Genomic DNA, 23,933 nt, shown 5'->3' with positions numbered 1-23,933 from the left:
AAACAGGAGTTCTGTTGATGCCCTTTCGTTCTATAGTGCTATTGGTGACAGGCTTGGTGTTAACGGCATGCAGCCATCGGCCGGCACCGCCGTCTTCGGATCATATCTCCCCCAATGCCGGCCGCTACCAGTTTGAGCAGGATCACAAACCCGAGCGTCTGCCGACCTTGCTGGAAATGGTCGACCCCGAGCCCAGTATCCAACCTCTGAGCCGGGGTGGCAACCATGCCTACCGGATTTTTGGCGTCGATTATCAACCTAAAACTGAGCTGACCGAGTACAAAGCTACCGGCATTGCGTCCTGGTATGGCATGAAGTTTCATGGCCACAAAACCTCGAATGGCGAGGTGTACGACATGTTCAGCATGAGCGCGGCCCACAAAACCTTGCCACTGCCTTCCTACGTTCGAGTCACCAATCTGGTCAACCAGAAAAGTGCCATAGTCCGGGTCAATGATCGGGGGCCATTTCATCAGGACCGCATCATCGATTTGTCCTATGCCGCCGCTCACAAAATCGGCATGCTGCAACAAGGTACAGCGCCGGTTCAGGTTGAGCTGATAGCCTCTCCGGCGATGCAGCCAATGCAGCAGGCTGAAGTACAGCTGGCTCAGGCCCGGCCAGAGCTGACAGAAAGCACGCCCGTTGCCGTGATTGAGCAACAGCCGCTGCCGGCTTGTTACATCCAGGTCTTTGCCAGTCAGAACGATCAACGCGCCGAAGAACTCGGCCAGGCGATCGAACAGCAACTGGCTTTTACCACCAAAATCAGTCACCATAATGGCCTTTACCGTTTGCTGGTGGGGCCGGTGCCAGCGCAACAGGCGCAGGACTGGTTGCAGCAACTGCAGGCCGATCGTTATCCTTCGGCTTACTTTACCGACAGCCGGGCATGCAGCTAACCCGATTGGTTTATTGATATCAGAAAGAAAGGTGCTATGAAAACTGTAATGCGTTGTCTTGCTTTTATTGTCGTCGGCTTGTTTATCAGCCAGGCGGAAGCGATCTCTGTGGTGCCGGCACCGCCCGAGGTGAATGCCAAAGGCCACTTGCTGGTCGACTTTGATACCGGCCGGGTACTATCGGAGCACAATGCCGATATGCTGCTGTCACCAGCCAGCCTGACCAAAATGATGACCGCCTACATCATTGGTACCGAGCTCAAAGCGGGCAACATCAGCGATCAGGACATGGTCACCATCAGTGAACAAGCCTGGGCACGGAATTTTCCCGGCTCATCGCTGATGTTTATTGAAGTCGGCACCCAGGTCTCGGTGGCCGACCTGAACCGCGGCATTATGATTCAATCGGGCAATGACGCCTGCGTTGCCATGGCCGAGCACATTGCCGGCAGCGAAAGCGCCTTTGTTGATCTGATGAACGCCCATGCAGCCCGTCTGGGGATGCACAGCACCACCTTCGGCAACAGCCATGGTCTGCAGCACCCCGAGCAACGCACCACGCCCCGCGACATGGCGATTTTATCCAAAGCTTTAATTCGCGACGTACCGGACATGTATGCCCTCTATTCCGAGCGCGAGTTTACCTACAACGACATTCGACAGTACAACCGCAACTCCCTGCTGTGGGATCGCAATCTGGCGGTCGATGGCATTAAAACCGGTTTTACCTCCGAAGCAGGCTTTAGTTTGATTACGTCAGCAACCCGGGATGGCATGCGACTGATCTCGGTGGTGATGGGCTCTCCCAGCGAGCAGGTTCGTGCCCAGGAAAACCGCAAATTGCTGAACTACGGCTTTCGCTTTTTTGAGACCACCGAGCCTTTCACGCCTGGTCAGGTGTTCGCAGAGCACAGAGTCTGGCAAGGAGCGGTGAGCTCGGTCCGGCTGGGTGTCCGGCAGCAGGGCCTGGTGACCATTCCTCGCGGCCAACGCGCCAATCTGCAAACCGAGGTGGTGATGGACCAACAGCTGGTGGCACCGCTCGAACGCGGCCTGGTGGTCGGCTCACTCAGAGTCAGCCTGGATGGTGAATTGCTGGCCGAATACCCGCTGTCCACGCTGGAGCCGATTGAGCGCGGCGGCTTCTTTAAGCGACTGCTGGACTATCTGCGCATGCTGTTTAGCTAAACGCTTTAACGCACAACCGTTAGCCCCCCTGTTACAACCCGGCGAAATGCAGTAAAATAGCCGGGTTGTTTGATCTGGAGGCCGGTATGGTAACCCCTGTAAAAAATACCAACTTTGACGCACTGCTGGAATTTCCCTGCCAGGTTCATTTTAAAGTCATGGGCGTGGCGCATGAGCGCCTGGTGGATGACATCATCGAAGTGCTGCAACAGCACGCAGCACCAGCCGACTACAGCCCCAGCATTCAACCCAGTGCCAAAGGCAACTACCACTCGGTGCGGATCGCTGTGCAGGTGGAAGACAAAACCCACATGGAACTGCTGTACACCGAGCTCAGCCGACTGGAGCTGGTACGCTACGTGCTTTGATGCATGCTAGCAGTACGCACTCACAATGCAGACACAGACACCGGAATCCAGCATAAATCAAGCCCTGCCCCCGTTGATCATCCGTCAACTTGGGCTGCAGCCCTATTTGCCGATTTGGCAGGCCATGCAAGCCTTTACCGATCAACGCACAGCAGAGAGCCCGGATGAATTGTGGTTTGTGCAGCATCAGCCTGTCTTTACCCAGGGCCAGGCCGGCAAAGCCGAGCACATTCTGGCCAGTGGGGATATCCCGGTGGTGCAGGTTGATCGCGGCGGTCAGGTCACCTACCATGGCCCTGGCCAGCAAATGGTGTACGTGCTGCTGGATATCAAACGGCGCAAAATGGGTGTCAGGCAGCTGGTGACCCTGCTGGAACAGGTGCTGATTGACACCCTGGCCAGCTTCGATATTGCGGCTTACGCCAAAGCCGATGCACCCGGTGTTTACGTGGATGAGCGTAAAATCGCTTCGCTGGGCTTGCGCATTCGCAAAGGCTGCAGCTTTCATGGCCTGGCATTGAACGTCGATATGGATCTAGCGCCTTTTGGCCGCATCAACCCCTGCGGTTATGCCGGCCTTGAAATGATCCAATGCCGTGATTTTGGCCCTATAACACTGGCCGACATTGAACAACAACTTATTCAGCAGTTCAGCCAGCAACTTGGCTGCAACCAGCTAAACTACTCGACCGAATTGGACTGTCAGCATGACTAAAACCGCACGTATGCAACCTGGCGTTAAACTCCGTGACGCCGAAAAAATGGCTTTAATTCCCGTTAAGGTACTGCCGACAGAGCGGGATAAAATGCTGCGCAAGCCGGACTGGCTGAAAATCAAGCTCCCAAAAAGTTCTGAGCGCATTGATGAAATCAAGGGCGCCATGCGCAAACATGGCTTGCACTCAGTGTGTGAAGAAGCCGCTTGCCCAAATTTGCCAGAGTGCTTTAACCACGGCACCGCCACCTTTATGATTTTAGGTGCCATTTGCACCCGGCGCTGCCCTTTCTGCGACGTGGCCCATGGCCGGCCTTTACCACCCAGTGCCGAAGAGCCGGAAAAACTGGCATTGACCATTCGGGATATGAAACTGAAGTACGTGGTGATCACCTCGGTCGACCGCGACGATCTACGCGATGGCGGTGCTCAGCACTTTGCCAACTGCATTCGCGAGATCCGCAAGCACAGCCCGGCGATTAAAATCGAAGTGCTGGTGCCGGATTTTCGTGGCCGGATGGACACGGCGCTGGATATCCTGACGCAAACCCCGCCGGATGTATTCAACCACAACCTGGAAACCGCACCCCGGCTCTACAAGCTGGCACGTCCAGGTGCCGACTACAAATGGTCCTTGCAACTGCTCAAGCGCTTTAAAGAAGCGCACCCACATATTTCCACCAAGTCTGGCTTAATGGTTGGCCTGGGTGAAACCACGGAAGAGCTGATCGAAGTGCTGAAAGACTTACGGGCACACGATGTCGACATGCTGACCGTGGGCCAGTACCTGCAGCCCAGCAAGCATCACCTGCCGGTAGAGCGTTATGTACCGCCTGCTGAGTTTGATGAGATCAAACGCATTGCCTACGAGCTGGGCTTTAAGCATGCTGCCTGCGGGCCTTTCGTCCGCTCCAGCTACCATGCCGATCGTCAGGCTGCCGGTGAGGAAATTGTCAGCAGCTTTAGTCCGGCGTAGCCTTGGCTGCGGCTTTTCGTTCTTGTTTCACCTGATACATGGCCTGATCCGCTTGCAGGATCAGGCTCTCCATATCAGCACCGCCCGGTTGCCAATGCACAATGCCAATGCTTGGCCCGGCATACTCAAGCGCCACGCCGGGCAGTTCAAAACGTCCAGTGGTAGCCTGCTCCAACCGGCTGCGCAAACTGGCTTCTGCCTGGCTTTCATCGGCATCGGCGGCAACGCAGGCCATCACAATAAACTCATCCCCGCCATAGCGGGAAACCAGATCGCCATCCCGCATCGTGCCCTGCAAGCGACTGGCCAGCTGCTGTAAAAAGGCATCGCCGGTCTGATGGCCGTAATGATCGTTGATGGCTTTAAATTTATCCAGGTCAATAAAGGCCAACAACAACTTCCCTCCATGCCGATTTTTTTGCGCCATGGTACGTTGCAGGCTTTCAAGCAAATACCGCCGGTTGGCCAGGCCGGTTAAAGGATCGTGCAAGGCATGGACACTCAACTCTTTGTTCATTTGCAGCAAGCGGCTCTGGTCGTACAAGCGGGTTGCCAGCAAAGAGAGGTAATTGGTGCAACTCAGTAAAAAGGACGGGTCTGGTAAGTCGCGGCGGTCGCTAAGCAACAAAATGCCGCCATCAAGCTCATGGTGATTTTCTGCAGTGATGCAGGCCACAGCCCCGGTTGGCTGCAAGCCCAGAGTAAGGCGCATGGCTCTCACCACCTCCTGATCGCTATCGCACAACCACAGCAGTTGCTGACTATTCAAGGCCTGCTGGCTGTAACAGCGGATCAGGTAAAATACCGCTTCTTGCTGTGCCTCGGTCAGTGGAACCGGATTCAACAACTCGGGGGTATCTGCCCGTTGCCGAAATGGCAGCACCAGCGACCAATCGGCCAATTGCTGCAGCAGCACACTGGTTTTGGTCAAGACTTCGGTCAATGAGGTCGCCAACAAGCAAAGATCACCCAGCTCCGCCAACAAGGACATGGCATGCAGCCGGGTTTCTGCTTGAACGGCCCGAGATGCCTGCAGCGTTAGCTGACGCTCTCGTTCCAGTTGCCAGGCAATCAGCTGGGCAAAAAGCTGCAGAATACGGCTATGCTTTTCATCCACCTCGGCTTTGTCGGCGCTGGCACCACACAAAGTGCCATACAATTCGCCACTACTCAAATAGACTGGCACACTGACGTAGGTTTGTAAGCCGAGCTCACGCGCAGCCTCCGAGTCGCCCCACACAGCCGGCACATCCTGAGTAATAAAGCACTCGTCTTCCAGCGCACGCCGACAGAGCGTATCCTGCCAGGGAACAGTCAGCCCTTCCGGCAGCTGCAGTTGGCGGCTATTCACCGCGTAGAGGATCTGTTGAAAGCCAGCCGCTTCATCAATTCGGGTCAGGTAGGTGGAGTCCAGGCTGGTCATTTCCTGCAGCAAGGCCAATAAGGGCCTTGTTAAGCTCTCAAGATCAGAGGCTTTGCTGACGGACTTGGCTAATTGTTCTAAATAGGCATTCATTTAAGTACAAAGCCTGGTTGCGGTGGCTTCAGGGCTCTGATTCAAGTGTAATGCAGGCTTTGTTTCTTTACCAATTTCACCCTAAAAACAGATGATAAAGTGGCATGAACCGGCTATGCTTGAAGCAATCTCAGCCAATGAGGGCTTTTATGGACAACCGCCGTTTTCACCGCATTGCCTTTCAGGGGCCGGCCAGCCTGCATCTTGGAAAGCAACATTACGAAACGACCCTGTTGGATTTGTCGTTAAAAGGCGCTCTGGTCACCAGGCCCGAAACCTTGCCCGAGCATGTGCAGCAGATGGAGCTGCATTTCCCGCTGCAAGACAGCCAACTGAGTATTCAGATGCTGGTCAGCATTGCCCATCAACGGGAAAACTTGTTGGGTTTGCACTGCGAAAAAATAGATCTCGACAGCATCAGTCACTTAAAACGACTGGTGCAACTGAACCTGGGTGATGATCAGCTGCTGGAGCGTGAGCTCTCTGAGCTAACTCATAAAGATTAAGCAAGCGACTGGCATCGGGGTAGCCCAACTCCTCAGCCAGCTGCATCAGCCGCAGCCAATCCGCATCATCCTCATGCAACCGGGCCTGATAGGCCAGAAAATACTGCACCGGCATCAACTGCTCGGGCTGCTGCAGTTGCTGCTTCACCAGTTGCAGGTAGTAATCCGGCAAGTCCAGCTGGTGCCATTCCATGCTGTTGCTTTGGGCTATCAGTCGATAGGCCTGATGAGGGCTGTTGTTGCAGGTATCGACCGGTGTCAGCGCCAATGGCTCTGGCAAGCGGCCCCAGTGCTGTTGATACGCCGCCAGCTGGTCACGGCCTATCAGAATGTTGGGATAGAGGCGATCGGGCTGACAGACTTCTTGGGCGGCTTCGGCGGGCAGCGCATACTCATCCATAAACTGGAAAATATGCATGAACTCATGCCGCAGAAGTGATAACCCGGCCCGCTCGGGCAGCTGAATGATGCCATTGTTGTAGCTTGCTTTGCCACGGCCCCCCACAATCACCAACTGCTGCACCGAAGCATCGCGCACATAAGGAATTAAACGCTGGTAATCACAGCCAATCCGGGTATCACTGCTCTCGGTACAGGCAAGCTCAGTGCTGCTGATCAGTCGAAGTGGGGTAAAGCAGACCGCCAGCTGGCTCAACTGGCTATCCTGTTGCCAATCATGCTGCAGTTGTTGCCATTGACGGGCCGCGGCGCTGTTGACCGCAATAGGTTGAATGCGCAACTGGCAGCCCTGTTCAGGAAACCAGCCAGGCTGGTCGGTCAGTCCCGGATAGAGCCAGAACGGCCAGTCGGCTTGGGAGCGGGCTTGCAGATGCCAGAGCCCGAGCGCGGCTAAATCGAGTTCCGAGTCCTCAAGCGACTCCTGATGCTGCTGTTCCAGCCATTTAGCCGTAGCCAGAGCCCCTTGCTGGCGTTGCCGTAACATCACGGCACCGGTTGCGGCTGCGGGCTCGCCAAGCGACCAGGCGTGTTCAAACCAGTACTGGGCAGCGTCGAGTTCCTGATTGGCTAACCGGCGCTGCGCCAAACGATGAGCCGCCTGGGCATCGGTCTGCGCCGCATCCAGCAGCGCCTGTTCCGGCCCTGGCCCTTTGGGCTGACAACCCAACAGGCCCAGCAGCAGCGCCAGGCCAACTAGCCTTGGGCGTACGCTGCCAGCCAGCATCTTAGAAAAAGCCATCCTCAGCACTCAGGGGTTCATCGCGCAGCCGGGCCAACTCCAGCCGGGCGAAGCGATGCTCGAGGAACTCGAAGACGTTGGTGGCCAGCGACAACTTAAAGTTCTGCATGGCGCGCTCGGCATCGCCTTGCATGCTGTGCCACTTGGCCAGGTAGAAGTAGGCTTCACAGAGTCGCTCAGCCAGTTGGCGCGGACTGGTCAGATCCTGACTGACACTGAGCAGCAATTCGCTCTCATTGATGCTACCCAGAAAAAAGTCGGCCAGCCAGGTGCCCCAATTGGACTCGTCCAGTTCTTCGCGTTGCAGCAGCAGCTGCGCTCTGGCCTGCTCTGGATCCAGTTCGGCGGCTGCCAGATAGAGCCAGACCGCCCGATAAGGATCGGTGGACTCGCGCTGCTGAAACTCAACAAAGTCGTACAATGAGAGGTCAATACGACCGGCATAGTACAGCGCCAAAGCCCGGTTCAGGTAAGCAAACTCGTAGCTGGGATCCAGCTCCAGCACCGAGTCAAAAGCCTCATAGGCTTGCTCAAAGTTGCCGGCCAGGGTGTAATGGATCCCCATGAAATTGTAGGCACCCGCCAAGTCCGGCTGCAGCCGCAGCGCCCGCATAAAATCAAAGCGTGCCAATACCGTTAAACCGACACTTTCGTACATTACACCACGATCGTAATGCAATTGGGCCAGTTGTGGTTCGGTCAGTTCAGCGCGATGGAGGATTTCAGTCAGACGGGCAATCGCCACTTCCGTGCGTTGCTGTACCGGTAAGGGCTCGGGGGTCAGCCAATAAGGAGAGGGGTGGCTGTGCTGGCTGGCACAGCCACTCAGGCCCAGCAGCAGACAAGCTGCTGCCAGAGCCCGCCAGGGCATGCGATTAGGCATCCGCTGACTCAGCAGGTGCGTCCTGCTTGCTTTGTGCTTCTTTGATGCTCAGACGAACCCGTCCTTGCTTGTCGACTTCCAGCACCTTCACTTTGACCTTCTGGCCCAGGGTCAGGTGATCCGACACGGTGTTGACCCGCTCTTCCGCAATTTGCGAAATGTGGACCAGGCCGTCTTTGCCAGGCAGCACGTTGACGAAAGCACCGAAATCAACAATACGAACCACTTCGCCGTCGTAGATACGACCCACTTCCAGCTCGGCGGTGATCAGCATGATCTTGTCGATGGCAACCTGAGCTTGCTTGCTGTTGGTCGCCGCCACTTTGACCGTGCCATCGTCTTCGATTTCGATGGTACAACCGGACTCTTCGGTGATTTGACGGATCACAGCGCCACCTTTACCAATCACATCACGGATTTTCTCCGGGTTGATGCTTAAGGAGTAAATGCGAGGCGCGTGCTCAGACAACTCTTCACGGTGCGAAGAAATTGCCTGATCCATCACTTGCAGAATGTGCAAACGAGCCGCTTTGGCTTGCTTCAGGGCAATTTGCATGATGTCGCGGGTAATGCCGTCAATTTTGATGTCCATCTGCAGCGCAGTGATGCCTTCGGCAGTGCCGGCCACTTTGAAGTCCATGTCACCCAGGTGATCTTCGTCACCCAGAATATCGGACAGTACCACAAAGTTGTCGCCTTCTTTTACCAGACCCATGGCAATACCAGCCACAGAGGCTTTGATCGGAACACCGGCATCCATCATCGCCAGGGAAGAACCACAAACAGACGCCATCGAGCTGGAGCCGTTTGATTCGGTGATTTCAGACACCAGACGTACTGTGTACGGGAACTCATCAAAGGATGGCATCACCGCTTGCACACCACGCTTGGCCAGACGACCGTGGCCGATTTCGCGACGCTTGGGTGAACCGACCATGCCAGTCTCGCCCACACAGTACGGAGGGAAGTTGTAATGCAGCATGAAGTAGTCTTTTTTCTCGCTCAGCAAGTCATCGACGTTCTGCGCATCACGGGCAGTCCCTAAAGTACAGGTGACCAGCGCCTGGGTTTCACCGCGGGTGAAAAGTGAAGAGCCGTGGGTACGTGGCAGTACACCAGTCATCACGCTCAGGGCACGTACCATGTCTGGTTCACGGCCATCGATGCGTGGCTCACCGGCAATGATACGGCTACGAACGGTTTTGCTTTCCAGCTCGTGGAACACATCACCGACTTCGTGCTCATCCAGGCTTTCACCTTCGGCCAGCTCAGCGGTCAGCTTCTCAATCAAATCGGCTTTGATTTCTTTGATGCGGTCGTAACGCTTGGCTTTTTCAGTGATCTGATAGGCTTCGCTCAGAGCCGCAGCACAGTGGTGTTGCACCTTTTCAATCAACGGCTCGTTTTTCGCCGGAGCCTGCCAATCCCAGGCTGGTTTGCCAGCTTCTGCTTTCAGCTCGTTGATGGCGGTGATAGCGACCTGCATTTGCTCATGGCCATAGACCACAGCGCCCAACATGATGTCTTCCGACAGCAGGTTGGCTTCGGATTCCACCATCAGCACGGCGTTGTTGGTACCAGCGACCACCAGATCCAGCTTGCTTTCTTTCAGCTCTGCTTCGGATGGGTTCAGCACGTACTGGTCGTTGATGTAACCAACACGGGCGGCACCGATAGGGCCAGCAAATGGAATACCTGACAGCGCCAGCGCTGCGGAGGTACCCAGCAAGGCTACGATGTCCGGCTGAATTTCAGGCTGCACCGAAACGACCGTTGCAATCACCTGAACTTCGTTGGTGAAGCCTTCTGGGAACAGTGGACGAATTGGGCGGTCAATCAGACGCGCTGTTAAGGTTTCGCCTTCTGATGGACGGCCTTCACGCTTGAAGAAGCCGCCTGGTACCCGACCGGCTGCGTACATTTTTTCCTGGTAGTTGACCGTCAGCGGGAAAAAGTCCTGGCCTGGCTTGGGTTGTTTTTTACCAACCACGGTCACCAGAACCGAGGTGTCGCCGATGCTGGCCAAAACTGCTGCGTCGGCCTGACGGGCGATAACGCCGGTTTCTAAAGTACAAGTGTGTTGGCCAAACGGGAAAGATTTAATGATGGGTGTCACGTGGGATTTTCCTTACAATTAACGCCTCATGGCGCGTTCTATCTATTTTCATTTCATTCCGGGCTAGTATACGCCTTCAGCGCGGGAAAAAGAAGCAGTGGGCTAAGGTTTCATCGGATTGACACAATCGGCGGATGGCTTAACGGTCGTTTTCAAGCCCATGCCATAGCCTTAGCACGATGATCGTGCTTGCATGCAGCGAATAACGCACTATGTAGTTGCCAAAGATCATATCGCGGATGTCAGCGGGGGCTGGTGCGCTTCGTCAGGTCTTGAGCGCGGTGATTTTTTTACGGCAGCCTACAAGAGCATTGCTACACGTGGCTGGTGTGGCGGGAAGGTTTGTCAGTGCTGTTTTTCAGGCATAAAAAAAGGGCTGAAATTCAGCCCTTTTTCTCTGCGTTGAATTAACGACGCAGGCCAAGACGCTTGATCAAATCAGCGTAACGGCTTTGATCTTTGCCTTTCAGGTAGTCCAGCAATTTACGACGCTGGCTAACCATACGCAGCAGACCGCGGCGTGAGTGGAAATCGTGCTTGTGATCAGCAAAGTGACCTTGCAGGTGGTTGATGTTTGCAGTCAGCAAAGCAACCTGCACTTCTGGTGAACCTGTGTCACCTTCTTTTTGTGCGTATTCCGCAACGATTTTCGCTTTTTCAGCAACAGTTAAAGCCATGGTGTACTCCAATTCTGAGTGAGTTAATGAATGTATTGCCGCCGATCACTCATTCAGCCAACAATAAAAAGCGCGCGCATTGTACCATGCCAGCGCTGCTTTACAAGTTTTTGTTGGTGCTCAGCAGCCGCCGGGGCTTCAGCTCGCCCTGCTCCCGTTTGCCGATACCCAAAAATTGCTGCTCAGCACTGTACAAGCGCACCGCTTCAGCATCCGGCAGCTCGCAGCCAAAACTTTGGCCGTGAGCAATACGGCGCTGCTGCTCGGCGCTTAGCGTTAAGGCTTCCAGGCCATGCAAGGCCGCATCCAACGGTAGCAGCAGCTGATCCAGCGCCGAGAAATCCCGGCTCTGATGGCAGGGCTCTGCCAAGGCTTCCAGACTGGCTAAATCGTGCATGGCTTCGGCCAGAAATGGCCCGACCTGGGTACGGTGCAAGGCACTGACGTAAGCGCCGCAGCCGAGGGCTTCGCCCAAGTCATCAATCAGGGTGCGGATGTAGGTGCCTTTGCTGCAATGCACTATAAAGTCGGCCTCGGTAAAATCAGCCGCGGTAAAATCAGCATGGTTCTGCTCGCTGCTTTGGCGCAGGGCCAGCAGCTCAAAACGGAAGATGCTGATCGGTCTGGCTTCACGCGGTACTGTAATGCCTTGCCGGGCATACTTGTACAGCGGCTGGCCCTGGTATTTTAGCGCCGAAAACATGGTTGGCACCTGCAGGATATCGCCACGAAAGGCCTGCATCGCCTGCTCCAGCTGCGGTTGATTGAACGCCACTGGCCGGGTGCTGACCACCTCGCCAGCGGCATCGCTGGTATCGGTGCGGATGCCAAAACGGGCGCTGACCAGATAGGTTTTATCGGTATCCAGCAAGAACTGACTGAACTTGGTGGCCTCGCCAAAGCAAATTGGCAACAAGCCACTGGCTAAAGGATCCAGCGCGCCGGTATGGCCGGCTTTTTGCGCCTGATAGAGCCAACGCACCTTTTGCAAAATGCCGTTGCTGCTAAATTCCAGCGGCTTGTTCAACAACAAAATACCGTCGACAGGGCGGCGTTTCGAACCTTGAGTCATTTAATCCTGCTTGTCGTCGCTGTTGTTGGGTTCAGCCGGCTCGTCTTCAGTACTGGCTGCCGGACGCTTGGCTTCATCGGCACGACGGGCAGACTCGACCAGCGCCGTCAGGCGAATGCCCTCATCCAGGGTGCTGTCGTAGTAAAACTGCACCTGAGGCACAATGCGGGTTTGGATCCGCTTGCCAATCAGGCTGCGAATAAAGCCCTTGGCATCGTTTAAAATTTTCAGGTTGTCTTTGATTTTGTCCTCTGCCAGGCCTAAAAAGGTGACGTAAATTTTGGCGTAGGACAGATCGCGCGACACATCGACCTGAGAAACGGTAATCATGGTGTGCAAGCGGGGATCTTTGATTTCGCGTTGCAAAATCACCGCCAGTTCTTTTTGCAGCTGTTGCGACAGCCGGTCGACACGGGAAAATTCTTTGTGTGCCATTTTAGTTTCCTTTAAAAACACAAACACCATCAGCAACCCGAAGGCCCTGATGGTGTTGTTATTTGCGCGGTCAGATTACAGCGTACGCTCGACCTGCACCACCTCAAAGACTTCGATCTGGTCGCCTTCGCGAACATCGTTGTAGTTCTTCACACCGATACCACATTCGAAGCCATTACGAACCTCGTTGACGTCGTCTTTAAAGCGACGCAGCGACTCCAGCTCGCCTTCGTAAATCACCACGTTGTCACGCAGCACCCGGATTGGGGCATTGCGCTTGATCACGCCTTCGCTGACGATACAACCGGCAATGGCGCCAAACTTCGGTGAGCGGAACACATCACGAACCTGTGCCAGACCAATGATCTGTTGCTTGAATTCAGGTGCCAGCATGCCGGTCATGGCCTGCTTCACTTCATCCAGCAGCTCGTAAATGATGCCGTAGTAGCGCAGATCCAAACCTTCCTCTTCGACAATACGACGTGCCGAGGCATCGGCCCGGACGTTGAAGCCGATAATGATGGCTTGCGAGGCTGCCGCCAGGCTGACGTCGGTCTCGGTGATACCACCGACACCGCTGCCGATGATTTTGATTTTCACTTCATCGGTCGACAGTTTGCTCAAGGCTTCGTTGATGGCTTCTACCGAGCCCTGAACATCGGCTTTTAGGACGATATTCAGCTCGGCGACATCGCCTTCTGACATATTGGCAAACATGTTTTCCAGCTTGGCTTTTTGCTGACGCGCCAGTTTAACATCGCGGAACTTGCCCTGACGGTACAACGCGACTTCACGGGCTTTACGCTCGTCTTTCACCACGGTCACTTCATCACCAGCCTGGGGGACACCCGACAAGCCAAGGATTTCGACCGGAATGGACGGGCCAGCCTGGCTGACGGTACGGCCATTCTCATCACGCATGGCACGCACTTTACCGTACTCAAAACCACAGAGCACCACATCGCCCTGATTCAACGTGCCTTCCTGCACCAGGATGGACGCGACCGGACCACGCCCTTTGTCCAGGCGGGATTCGATAACGACACCACGCGCCAGACCGGCTTTCACTGCGGTCAGTTCCTGAATTTCGGCCAAATCAAGCACCGCATCCAGCAATTGGTCGATACCGGTACCGGCTTTCGCAGAGACAGGCACGAACTGCGTATCGCCGCCCCACTCTTCTGAAATAACGTCGTACTGCGACAACTCGTTGCGCACCCGATCCGGATCGGCTTCTGGCTTATCCATTTTGTTGACGGCAACAATCAAAGGCACACCGGCCGCTTTCGCATGCTGAATGGCTTCTTTGGTTTGCGGCATCACACCATCGTCGGCGGCAACAACCAAAATAACGATATCGGTTGCTTTGGCACCACGGGCCCGCATCGAGGTAAAGGCTGCGTGACCTGGGGTATCCAGGAAAGTCACCATGCCGCGATCGGTATCGACGTGATAAGCACCAATGTGCTGGGTAATACCACCGGCTTCACCGGCAGCGACCTTGGCTTTACGAATGTAGTCCAGCAAGGAGGTTTTACCGTGGTCAACGTGACCCATCACGGTCACCACCGGCGCACGTGCTTCCAGCTCACCGGTTTCGCCACGCTCTGAGATCACGGCTTCTTCCAGCTCATTCTCTTTGGTCAGGATAAACTTGTGGCCCATCTCTTCACAGACAATGGCCGCGGTTTCCTGATCGATGACCTGGTTGATGGTGGCCATGGCCCCCATTTTCATCATCACCTTGATTACTTCGGTCGCTTTCACCGCCATCTTGGCCGCAAGCTCCGCTACCGTAATGGTTTCCCCTATGCGGACTTCACGCTCAACCGGCTGGGCTGGCTTGTTAAAGCCGTGCTGCATGCTGGTCGGGGTTTTCTTTTTCTTGCTGTGCTTGTTGGCACGGTTAAAAGCTTCACGATCGTTGCGATCATCTTTCTTTTTGCCTTTGGCAGCAGTGGCTTTTTTCGCCGGCGTGCCACGTCGACCAGCACGCTCTTCGCGGGCGTCGACTTCATCTTCGGCTTGCTTGGCAAATTCATTGCTGGTCAGGTGATAATCGCCTTCCTCAGCGCCTTTGGCCTTTTCTTCCTGCTCCCAACGCTCGCGGTTTTCTTCCGCCAGACGCTTGGCTTCTTCCGCCTGTTTGCGGGCTTCTTCTTCCAGCTTACGCAGCGCTTCGGCTTCTTGCTGTTGTTTCAGACGCTCGGCCTCTTTGCGTGCTTCTTCGCGGGCAGCTCGACGGGCCGCTTCTTCCGGATCGTCTTTTTTCTGCTCTTCACGACGCTTGGCTTCGGCGGCTTTACGTTCAGCTTCTTCTTTGGCACGACGCTCGGCTTCAGCTTTCGCTTTACGCTGTGCTTCCTGACGCTCACGCTCGGCACGTTCGGCTTCCGCTTTGGCTTTTTCTTCAGCCAGGCGGGCTTCTTCCTGCGCCTTTAAGGTCGCTTCGTCCAACATCGGCTTTTTGATGTAGGTTTTTTGCTTGCGCACTTCCACCGTGACTTCACGGTTACGCCCAGCACCACCTGGCACGCTCAGGGTGGTTTTTTCTTTACGCTTTAAGGTCAGCTTAGACGGTGTCGCAGCCTCGGCACCGTGCTGACGACTCAGGTGCTGCAATAAGGTGCGCTTCTCATCTTCGGTGACCATCGAGCCGGCTGTTTTGCTAATGCCGGCATCGGCAAATTGTTGCACTAAGCGATCAACAGTTGTGTTCACATCTGTGGCGAGCTTTTCTATGGTGACTTCTGCCATATAGGTTGTTACCTCCGTTGATCCATTAATTCTCTTCGCTGAACCAGACAATGTTTCTGGCAGCCATGATCAGCGCCGCAGCCTGATCTTCTTTGATATCGGTTAAATCCAGCAAGTCATCAACGCCTTGCTCTGCCAGGTCGTCCAGAGTGACGACCCCTTTACTGGCCAATACATAAGCAGTGTGGGTATCCAGACCTTCCAGGGCCAGCAACTCTTCCGAAGGCTTGGCACCTTCCAGTGACTCTTCTGACGCCAGCGCCTGCGTGGTCAGGTAAGCCTTGGCACGGCTGCGCAGCTCTTCGACGATGTCTTCATCGAAGCCATCAATCGACAGCAGCTCAGAAACCGGGACATAAGCAATTTCTTCCAGGGTCGAAAAGCCCTCATCCACCAGGACTGAGGCAAAGTCTTCGTCCACTTCCAGCGTGCTGGTGAACAAATCAATGACTTTGCTGGCTTCTTCCTGATGCTTCTTCTGCATGTCTTCAACCGTCATCACATTCAGCTCCCAACCAGTCAGTTGACTGGCCAGACGAATGTTCTGACCGTTACGTCCAATGGCCATTGCCAGGTTGCCTTCTTCCACCGCGATGTCCATCGAATGGGCGTCTTCGTCCACCACGATGGAAGCCACTTCGGCCGGGGCCATGGCATTGATTACAAACTGAGCATCGTTGTCGTCGTACAACACGATGTCTACCCGCTCGCCACCCAGTTCACCGGAAACGGCTTGCACCCGTGAACCACGCATACCAACACAGGCACCGACCGGGTCGATCCGACGATCGTTGGTTTTGACGGCAATTTTGGCGCGTGAACCAGGATCACGTGCGGCACCGCGCAGCTCGATCATCTCTTCACCAATTTCCGGCACTTCGATGCGGAACAGCTCAATCAGCATTTCCGGACGGGTGCGGCTTAAAAACAACTGAGCACCACGGGCCTCCGGCTTGACTTCGTACAACAAAGCACGGATGCGATCGCCGGTACGGAAGGTTTCCCGCGGCAACATGTGTTCACGCGTCAGTAAGGCTTCGGCATTGTTGCCTAAGTCGACAATGATGTTCTCACGGTTGGCTTTTTTCACCACACCGGTGACCAACTCACCCACTTGATCCAGATAGGCTTCCACCACTTGCGAGCGCTCGGCTTCGCGGACTTTTTGCACAATGACTTGCTTGGCCATCTGAGTGGTGATGCGATCAAAGACGATGGACTCGATTTGCTCTTCAACAAAATCGCCGACCTGTAGCTCAGGTTGCTCGTACTGAGCAGCCGAAAGCGTGATTTCACGATAAGGGTGCTCAATCGGCTGGTCATCTGGCACCACTTCCCAGCGACGGAAGGTATCAAAAGAGCCTGTCTTGCGATCAATGCTGACCCGAACTTCAATGTCGCCTTCGTTTTTCTTTTTGGTGGCAGCTGCCAATGCGTACTCCAGCGCTTCGAAAATTTTCTCTCTCGGCACGGACTTTTCATTTGAAACCGCATCAACAACCAATAAAATTTCTTTTGCCATTTTCTTGCTGCCTCTGTTGGACCTGTCTGTTGTCAAAACACAGGTACAATATTTGCCTTTTCAACATTATCCATCAGCAAACGGAATTGCTTGCCATCGATTTCTACTACCAGCATATCGTCTTCAATCGCCAACAACATGCCCTTGAATTTGCGGCGGCCATCTTGTGGAATCGCCAGCTTTAGCTCCACCTTGCTGCCTACGGCTTTGGCAAAGTGCTCGGGCGTAAACAAAGGCCGATCCAGACCTGGCGACGAGACTTCCAGCACGTACTCGTGCGCGATGGGGTCTTCCACGTCCAAAATGGCACTGACCTCGCGGCTGACCACAGCGCAGTGATCGACCGTCACTCCATCCGGATGATCAATATAAAGCCGTACCGTTGAGTGCTTGCCGGCACGAATAAATTCGATGCCCAGCAACTCAAACCCAGCGGCTGCCACTGTGGGTGTCAACAGGGCTGTTAACTGTTGTTCCTGTTTCGCCAAGAAAACCTCCAGAGCCACCGGCACAAAGAATGCGTGCCAGCTACAGGGATTAAACAAAAAATGGGCGCAACGCCCATTCTACAAACTTAGTTTGCAGATATAAAAACGCCCCGAACAAGCGGGGCGAATTTAGTATCCGAAAGCACTGATTTATCGCCAAAATCAATGCTGAATTAATCGTGGCGAGCATCACTACTGACGATCGCTCCACAGTTCGGTGACTGTGAACTAGCTAATTTAAAATTAGCGAAATTGGTTGCGGGAGCCGGATTTCGACCTTCGCCCCGTGGTTATAAAGAGGAGCCCGAGGGCGATTCAGTATAACCATGGATACCATTAAATTGGTTGCGGGAGCCGGATTTGAACCGACGACCTTCGGGTTATGAGCCCGACGAGCTACCAGGCTGCTCCATCCCGCGTCCGTAATTGCCAACTATTATATAGTTGTGAGCTTAGTACCGCAACAGCTTAGACGATTTATGCCGGCTGTTGCCTGATGTTTGGTGCCGAGAGCGGGACTTGAACCCGCACGTCCGAAGACACTACCCCCTCAAGATAGCGTGTCTACCAATTTCACCACCTCGGCTGAGTTGTTCGAATTAATTTCCGAACGGAATTTCGTTTTCTTCTGGCTGTGCTGGAACAGATTCAGACATGGGCACCGACAGATCTTGCCAGGAGTCAACCTGACTGCTTTGACCCGCAGTGTAACGACCCAACACAATGCTCAGCACAAAGAATACCACCGCCAACACTGTGGTGGTCTTGGTGAGGAAATTACCCTGACCTGCCGAACCAAAGACAGTAGAAGATGCTCCGGCGCCAAAAGCTGCGCCCATGTCGGCACCTTTGCCGTGCTGGATCAAGATCAAGCCAATCAGCGACAAGGCCACCAGCAAATACAACACCATAAAGACTTCAAACATAATTCGTTAACCCTTTGCACTTTGGCAAATTTTCAGAAATTCGTCCGCATTCAAACTGGCACCACCGACCAAACCACCGTCGATATCGGCCTGACGAAAAAGTTCTTCCGCGTTGGCGGCTTTAACACTGCCACCGTACAAGATACGAACGGAATCAGCGGCCTCGGCATCGTAATTCGCCAGTTGTTGGCGGATAAACGCATGCGCTTGTTGCGCTTGCTCCGGACTGGCGGCTTCTCCGGTACCAATGGCCCAAACCGGCTCGTAGGCAACGACCGATTTACCAATGAATTCGGGATGCGAAGCATACACTGCAGCCAATTGTTTCGCAAGCACCTCGCTGGTTTTTTCTTGCTGTCGTTGCTGCAGATTTTCACCCAGACAAAACACCGGGATCAGTCCATGGGCGATGGCTTGTTCCATCTTCGCCAGCACCACGGCATCGCTTTCGCCAAACAAGGTACGGCGCTCGGAATGGCCCACCAGTACATAGCGCACACCCGCTTCAGATAATAAAGCCGCACTTAACTCCCCAGTGTAAGCACCGTCGCTGAACTGACTCAGATTCTGCGCGCCGAGCAGGCAATGCGCGCTGTGCGCCAATGGCTGCAACAAGGTGGCAGGCGGGCAAATCAGCACATCAAGCTCTGGTAAGGCGTGGCCGGCTAAAGTCTGCAACATATCCTGCGCCAGTGCAGCATTGCCATTCATTTTCCAATTGGCGGCAACCAGTGGCTTTCGCATTGTCATCTTGATTCCTTGTTGTAGCAGCCGGACGATAGTACCGAATGGCTCCGGCTATCTCAAGTTTCCGGCATTCATTCAGTGTTAACTGGCGATTTTAACCGCATCGGCGATGGTCTGAGCATAGTGCTCGACCTCGGAGCGGACTTCGCCTTCCACCATCACCCGAATCAAAGGTTCAGTACCGGATTTCCGAATCAGCACCCGGCCTTTGCCCGCCAATTTTTCCTCGACATCGGCAATGGCCTGCTTGACGTTTTGCTTATCCAGCGGTGCGGTGCCTTTTTCAAACTTCACATTGACCAGCACCTGTGGCAACTTGCTCATGCCCTGACTTAACTCGGCCAGACTCAGCTGCTCCTGAATCATTGCCGTCAGTACCTGCAATGAGGCGATGATGCCATCGCCGGTGCAGGTATGATCCAGGTTCAGCACATGACCTGAGTTTTCACCGCCAATCCGCCAGTCGTGCTCACGCAACAACTCCATCACATAGCGATCGCCGACTTTGCTGCGCACAAATGGGATCTTCAGCTCAGCCAGGGCCAGCTCCAGTCCCATATTGCTCATTTGGGTACCGACCACACCGCCGTGCAAACGATTCTGTTTCTGCGCAGCCCGGGCAATCATGTAAACAATTTCATCGCCATCAATCACTCGACCGGATTGGTCAACCATCATCACCCGGTCGCCATCGCCGTCGTAGGCAATGCCCAGATCAGCTCCGGACTCCACCACCTTTTGCTGCAAGGCCTGCGTGTGGGTCGCACCGCATTCAGCATTGATATTCAGGCCATCCGGACTGGCACCAATCACGGTAACCTCGGCGCCAAGTTCGCGAAAAACATTGGGCGCGATGTGGTAGGTCGCGCCATGGGCACAGTCCAATACCAACCGAAAACCTTTTAACGACATATGGTTCGGCAAGTGGCTTTTGCAAAACTCAATGTATCGACCCGCCGCATCATCCACCCGCACCGCTTTGCCCAGTTGCTCCGAAGAGACACAGACCATCGGCTGTTCCAGTTCGTTTTCGATGGCAAGCTCCACCTCATCCGGCAGTTTGGTGCCATCGGCTGAGAAAAATTTGATGCCATTGTCGTAATAGGGGTTGTGCGAAGCGCTGATCACAATGCCGGCTTCGGCCCGAAAGGTTCGGGTTAAATAAGCCACGGCAGGGGTAGGCATGGGGCCAAGTAAACGCACATCAATACCGGCAGCCACCAGTCCAGCTTCAAGCGCCGTTTCCAGCAAGTAACCAGAAATCCGAGTGTCTTTACCAATCAAGACTTTACGGGTACCACTTTTTGACAGCACCCGGCCTGCGGCCCAACCCAACTTCATCGCAAATTCGGGGGTGATTGGAAACTCACCAACTTTGCCACGCACCCCATCGGTGCCAAAATATTTTCTACTCATGCAGTTACTCCATGCAGGCTTGCCCTGACCACCGCCATGGCATCCACCGTCGCTTTGACGTCGTGCACCCGAATGATACGGGCTCCTTTGATGGCGGCTATTGTGGCACAGGCCAGACTGCCTGCCAATCGCTCAGAGACCGGCTGATTCAGTAAATTGCCTATCATCGACTTACGGGACATCCCAACCAGCAAAGGCAAACCAAGCGGTAGCCAGTGCTCCAGCTGCTGCAACAATTGATAATTTTGTGCCAGTGTTTTGCCAAAACCAAAGCCAGGATCCAGCAGCAATTGGCTTGGTGGGATCCCGGCATCCACACAGGCAGCAATGCGCTGCTGCATAAAGCTCAGCACCTCACGGGTCACATCGTCATACTCAGGCGCCTGCTGCATGGTTTTCGGCTCACCCAACATATGCATCAGACAGACCGGCACCTTCGCCTTCGCTGCCGCCTGCAAGGCACCTTCCGCCCGCAGTGCGTACACATCGTTGATCATATCCGCTCCAGCCTGAACGGCCGCTGACATGACATCGGCTTTGCTGGTATCAATGGAGATGACCGCATCGAAGCGCTGACGAATGGCCTCAATCACTGGCATCACCCGATCCAGCTCTTGCTGCAGCGAAACAGGCTCTGAGCCCGGGCGGGTCGACTCACCGCCGATATCGAGCACAGCAGCCCCCTGCTGCAGCATCTGCTCAGCCTGGCGCAGCGCTGCATCCAATTGAGTAAAATGACCACCGTCGGAAAAGGAATCCGGGGTGACATTAAGGATCCCCATCACCTGGGGATGAGTTAAGTCCAACTGACGCTGGCGGGGTAACTGTAATTTCATCAGCAATTCTCTGGCGGTAAGAAAAAACCCGGCAAGCCGGGTTTTTTGATGGTGCTGGACAGGCTTAGTGCATCTTCCCTTCCGATGGTTCGGCATTGGGAGCTACGGCTGCCTTTTCGTCCTTGTCGTCGTCGGAGCTGCCTTTGTCGCCCTTATCACGTGGCTCCCAGTTCTCCGGGTCACGCACAGGGCGCCGCTCCATTAAGTCGTCAATCTGGCGGGCATCGATGGTTTCGTACTTCATCAGTGCATCTTTCATCGAGTGCAGAATATCCATATTCTCTTTAATCAGATTGTAGGCACGCTCGTAGTTGCGGTCGATAAAGCTACGGATTTCAGCGTCGATGGTTTTGACGGTCTCTTCCGACATGTGCTTATTCTTGGCAACGGAACGTCCCAGGAAGACTTCACCATCTTCTTCGGCGTACAGCAAAGGCCCCAACTTTTCGGAGAAGCCCCATTGGGTGACCATTTTACGTGCCAAATCGGTCGCACGCTCAATGTCATTGGAGGCTCCGGTCGTGACCATTTCGGAGCCATAAATCACGTCTTCTGCAATCCGGCCGCCAAACAAAGAGCTGATCATGCTTTCCAGCTGTTGCTTGCTGTAGCTGACCCGATCCCGCTCTGGCAGGTACATGGTGACCCCCAGCGCCCGACCACGTGGAATAATACTGACTTTGTAGACCGGATCGTGTTCCGGTACCAGACGGCCGACAATGGCATGACCCGCTTCGTGATAGGCTGTCATCTCTTTGTCTTTTTCCGTCATCACCATGGAACGACGCTCGGCACCCATCATGATCTTGTCTTTGGCTTTTTCAAACTCGTCCATGGTCACAGTGCGGCGATTACCACGCGCTGCAAACAGCGCTGCTTCATTGACCAGGTTGGCCAGATCGGCCCCGGAGAAGCCTGGCGTGCCACGGGCAATCACCGATGCATCGACATCGTCACCCAGCGGTACTTTGCGCATGTGGACTTTCAGAATTTGTTCACGGCCCTTCACATCCGGCAAGCCCACCACGACCTGACGGTCAAAGCGGCCCGGACGCAACAATGCAGGGTCCAGCACGTCCGGTCGGTTGGTGGCGGCAATGACAATGATGCCTTCATTGCCATCAAAACCATCCATTTCGACCAGCATTTGGTTCAGTGTTTGCTCACGCTCATCGTGACCACCACCCAGGCCAGCGCCACGCTGACGCCCGACCGCATCAATTTCATCAATGAAGATGATGCAAGGCGCGGCTTTTTTCGCTTGGTCGAACATATCGCGCACCCGGGAAGCACCGACACCGACAAACATTTCGACGAAATCAGAGCCTGAAATGGTAAAGAAAGGCACCTTGGCTTCACCGGCAATGGCTTTGGCCAGCAAGGTTTTACCCGTGCCTGGAGGTCCCACCATCAAAATACCGGTTGGAATTTTGCCACCCAGCTTCTGGAAACGACTGGGATCGCGCAGGTAATCAACCAGCTCGGTGACTTCTTCTTTGGCTTCGTCGCAACCGGCTACGTCTTTGAAGGTGGTTTTGATCTGATCTTCGCCCATCAGCTTAGCTTTACTCTTGCCAAAGGACATAGCGCCTTTGCCACCGCCGCCTTGCATTTGCCGCATAAAGAAGATCCAGACGCCAATCAACAGCAGCATCGGGAACCAGGAAATAAAAATGGTACCCAGCAAGCTGCCTTCTTCCGGTGGCTTGCCGACAATGCGCACATCGTGCTTGTACAGATCGTCAATTAGCTTGCCATCGTAACCGCCGGGGATCACGGTTTCAAAACGATCGCCGCTGCGATTTTGTCCCCGAATCACGCCAGAGCGCTCAATCTGCACTTCACGGATCTGGCGCTGCTCAACCTGTTTTAAAAACTGGTCGTAGCTGACCATGCGGTCAGAGCCATCACTGGGGCCAAAGCTGTTGAAGATCGACATCAAAACGACGGCGATCACCAGCCAGACGATAAGATTTTTAGCCATATCACTCAAGGTTGTAACCTCTTTCTTGCCGTTAAATACATTCAGGCCACTAGTGCGACTTGAAACCTGTTGCCACGATGTAAGCCTCACGGGAGCGGGAACGAGACGAATCCGGCTTTCGTGATTTTACGGTGGTGAAGACCTGTCGGACTGCTTTTAAGTAGTCTTCAAAGCCTTCGCCATGAAATACTTTGACCACAAAACTGCCATTTTGCTTCAATACCTGATGGCACATGTCCAGTGCCAACTCGATCAGGTACATGGCTCTTGCCTGATCGGTGGCCAGATTGCCGCTCATGTTCGGCGCCATATCCGATAATACCACATCTACGTTGCGCCCTTCGATCCGGCTCAGTAATGCCTGCAAAACTGCGTCTTCACGAAAATCACCCTGCAAAAATGAAACGCCGGGCAAGGGGTCCATTGGCAGTATATCACAGGCAATCACCTGGCCCGAAGCCCCCACCAGCTTTGCCGCCATTTGCGACCAACTGCCCGGTGCCGAACCCAAGTCTACCACGGTCATACCGGGTTTGATCAGCTTATCCTGCTGTTGAATTTCTTCCAACTTAAAAGCGGCGCGGGATCGCAACCCCTGCTTCTGTGCCTTTTGCACAAAATGATCATCAAAATGCTCTTTCAACCAGCGGGTTGAGCTGGCTGAGCGCTTTTTTCGTGTCATCTTACTACTCTGAAATGGCTATG

The 23,933-nt window shown here is 54.5% G+C and carries 22 protein-coding genes and 2 tRNA genes; 6 read left to right on the top strand and 18 right to left on the bottom strand.

Going from position 1 to position 23,933, the window contains the following annotated elements; all coding sequences use genetic code 11:
- Positions 1 to 17: 17 nt before the first annotated feature.
- The 5 genes from Q3O59_RS12475 to lipA all read left to right on the top strand — a co-directional run bounded on the left by Q3O59_RS12475 (position 18) and on the right by lipA (position 4,149).
- Positions 18 to 902: a septal ring lytic transglycosylase RlpA family protein gene (locus Q3O59_RS12475; RefSeq protein WP_305945886.1), complete on the top strand. Its 885-nt coding sequence runs from the start codon at positions 18 to 20 to the stop codon at positions 900 to 902.
- Positions 903 to 938: 36 nt separating this feature from the next.
- Complete coding sequence (locus Q3O59_RS12470; protein WP_369812387.1) at positions 939 to 2,090, top strand: serine hydrolase; 1,152 nt, start codon at positions 939 to 941, stop codon at positions 2,088 to 2,090.
- Between the two features lie 86 nt (positions 2,091 to 2,176).
- A complete protein-coding gene (gene ybeD, locus Q3O59_RS12465; protein WP_228591313.1) occupies positions 2,177 to 2,458 on the top strand; it encodes a DUF493 family protein YbeD in 282 nt (93 codons plus the stop codon).
- 25 nt (positions 2,459 to 2,483) lie between these two features.
- The gene (lipB, locus tag Q3O59_RS12460; RefSeq protein WP_305945885.1) at positions 2,484 to 3,173 is read left to right on the top strand and encodes a lipoyl(octanoyl) transferase LipB; all 690 of its coding nucleotides are present in this window, start codon (positions 2,484 to 2,486) and stop codon (positions 3,171 to 3,173) included.
- Positions 3,166 to 4,149, top strand: coding sequence for a lipoyl synthase (gene lipA / locus Q3O59_RS12455; RefSeq protein WP_305945884.1), 984 nt, complete (start codon positions 3,166 to 3,168; stop codon positions 4,147 to 4,149). Before lipB ends, lipA begins: the two co-directional genes overlap by 8 nt.
- On the opposite strand, the gene Q3O59_RS12450 is transcribed toward lipA, so the two are convergent.
- The gene (locus Q3O59_RS12450; protein ID WP_305945883.1) at positions 4,136 to 5,665 is read right to left on the bottom strand and encodes a sensor domain-containing diguanylate cyclase; all 1,530 of its coding nucleotides are present in this window, start codon (positions 5,663 to 5,665) and stop codon (positions 4,136 to 4,138) included. The genes lipA and Q3O59_RS12450 overlap by 14 nt on opposite strands.
- Positions 5,666 to 5,814: 149 nt before the next feature.
- On the opposite strand from Q3O59_RS12450, the gene Q3O59_RS12445 reads away from it, so the two are divergent.
- Positions 5,815 to 6,171, top strand: coding sequence for a PilZ domain-containing protein (locus tag Q3O59_RS12445; protein WP_305945882.1), 357 nt, complete (start codon positions 5,815 to 5,817; stop codon positions 6,169 to 6,171).
- Here Q3O59_RS12445 and Q3O59_RS12440 read toward each other — a convergent pair.
- From Q3O59_RS12440 to rlmE, 17 genes are all read right to left on the bottom strand, one after another.
- On the bottom strand, positions 6,083 to 7,369 hold the full coding sequence (locus Q3O59_RS12440) for a hypothetical protein (RefSeq protein ID WP_305945881.1): 1,287 nt from the start codon (positions 7,367 to 7,369) through the stop codon (positions 6,083 to 6,085). The genes Q3O59_RS12445 and Q3O59_RS12440 overlap by 89 nt on opposite strands.
- Positions 7,356 to 8,252 (bottom strand): lipoprotein NlpI, encoded by an 897-nt coding sequence (gene nlpI, locus Q3O59_RS12435; protein WP_305945880.1) that lies wholly within the window; start codon positions 8,250 to 8,252, stop codon positions 7,356 to 7,358. Before nlpI ends, Q3O59_RS12440 begins: the two co-directional genes overlap by 14 nt.
- A complete protein-coding gene (pnp, locus tag Q3O59_RS12430) occupies positions 8,245 to 10,368 on the bottom strand; it encodes a polyribonucleotide nucleotidyltransferase (RefSeq protein WP_305945879.1) in 2,124 nt (707 codons plus the stop codon). The genes nlpI and pnp overlap by 8 nt, the downstream gene beginning before the upstream one ends.
- Before the next feature lie 407 nt (positions 10,369 to 10,775).
- Positions 10,776 to 11,045, bottom strand: a complete 270-nt coding sequence (gene rpsO, locus Q3O59_RS12425) for a 30S ribosomal protein S15 (RefSeq protein ID WP_305945878.1) — start codon at positions 11,043 to 11,045, stop codon at positions 10,776 to 10,778.
- A 100-nt stretch (positions 11,046 to 11,145) separates the two neighbouring features.
- A complete protein-coding gene (gene truB / locus Q3O59_RS12420) occupies positions 11,146 to 12,117 on the bottom strand; it encodes a tRNA pseudouridine(55) synthase TruB (protein ID WP_305945877.1) in 972 nt (323 codons plus the stop codon).
- Positions 12,118 to 12,552 (bottom strand): 30S ribosome-binding factor RbfA, encoded by a 435-nt coding sequence (gene rbfA, locus Q3O59_RS12415; RefSeq protein WP_305945876.1) that lies wholly within the window; start codon positions 12,550 to 12,552, stop codon positions 12,118 to 12,120. It abuts the gene before it with no gap.
- A 75-nt stretch (positions 12,553 to 12,627) separates the two neighbouring features.
- Entirely contained in the window at positions 12,628 to 15,309 is a 2,682-nt protein-coding gene (gene infB, locus Q3O59_RS12410; protein WP_228589731.1) for a translation initiation factor IF-2, read from the bottom strand.
- Positions 15,310 to 15,334: 25 nt separating this feature from the next.
- Positions 15,335 to 16,831 (bottom strand): transcription termination factor NusA, encoded by a 1,497-nt coding sequence (nusA, locus tag Q3O59_RS12405; RefSeq protein ID WP_305945875.1) that lies wholly within the window; start codon positions 16,829 to 16,831, stop codon positions 15,335 to 15,337.
- A gap of 32 nt (positions 16,832 to 16,863) precedes the next feature.
- Entirely contained in the window at positions 16,864 to 17,319 is a 456-nt protein-coding gene (gene rimP, locus Q3O59_RS12400) for a ribosome maturation factor RimP (RefSeq protein ID WP_305945874.1), read from the bottom strand.
- A gap of 342 nt (positions 17,320 to 17,661) precedes the next feature.
- Positions 17,662 to 17,738 (bottom strand) — tRNA-Met (locus Q3O59_RS12395).
- Between the two features lie 82 nt (positions 17,739 to 17,820).
- Positions 17,821 to 17,905: transfer RNA gene (locus tag Q3O59_RS12390), tRNA-Leu, on the bottom strand.
- Between the two features lie 13 nt (positions 17,906 to 17,918).
- Positions 17,919 to 18,245, bottom strand: coding sequence for a preprotein translocase subunit SecG (secG, locus tag Q3O59_RS12385; protein WP_228589737.1), 327 nt, complete (start codon positions 18,243 to 18,245; stop codon positions 17,919 to 17,921).
- Between the two features lie 6 nt (positions 18,246 to 18,251).
- A complete protein-coding gene (gene tpiA, locus Q3O59_RS12380) occupies positions 18,252 to 18,995 on the bottom strand; it encodes a triose-phosphate isomerase (RefSeq protein WP_305945873.1) in 744 nt (247 codons plus the stop codon).
- 78 nt (positions 18,996 to 19,073) lie between these two features.
- Complete coding sequence (gene glmM / locus Q3O59_RS12375; RefSeq protein ID WP_305945872.1) at positions 19,074 to 20,408, bottom strand: phosphoglucosamine mutase; 1,335 nt, start codon at positions 20,406 to 20,408, stop codon at positions 19,074 to 19,076.
- The gene (gene folP / locus Q3O59_RS12370; RefSeq protein WP_305945871.1) at positions 20,405 to 21,244 is read right to left on the bottom strand and encodes a dihydropteroate synthase; all 840 of its coding nucleotides are present in this window, start codon (positions 21,242 to 21,244) and stop codon (positions 20,405 to 20,407) included. Before folP ends, glmM begins: the two co-directional genes overlap by 4 nt.
- A 64-nt stretch (positions 21,245 to 21,308) precedes the next feature.
- Entirely contained in the window at positions 21,309 to 23,228 is a 1,920-nt protein-coding gene (gene ftsH, locus Q3O59_RS12365; RefSeq protein WP_305945870.1) for an ATP-dependent zinc metalloprotease FtsH, read from the bottom strand.
- Between the two features lie 49 nt (positions 23,229 to 23,277).
- Entirely contained in the window at positions 23,278 to 23,910 is a 633-nt protein-coding gene (rlmE, locus tag Q3O59_RS12360) for a 23S rRNA (uridine(2552)-2'-O)-methyltransferase RlmE (RefSeq protein WP_228589747.1), read from the bottom strand.
- Positions 23,911 to 23,933: the final 23 nt, after the last annotated feature.

The organism is Alkalimonas delamerensis (genome assembly GCF_030717955.1).
GTDB lineage: Bacteria > Pseudomonadota > Gammaproteobacteria > Enterobacterales > Alteromonadaceae > Alkalimonas > Alkalimonas delamerensis.
The sequence above is the reverse complement of the archived record's forward strand: the minus strand, read 5'-3'. Positions and strand labels throughout refer to the sequence as shown.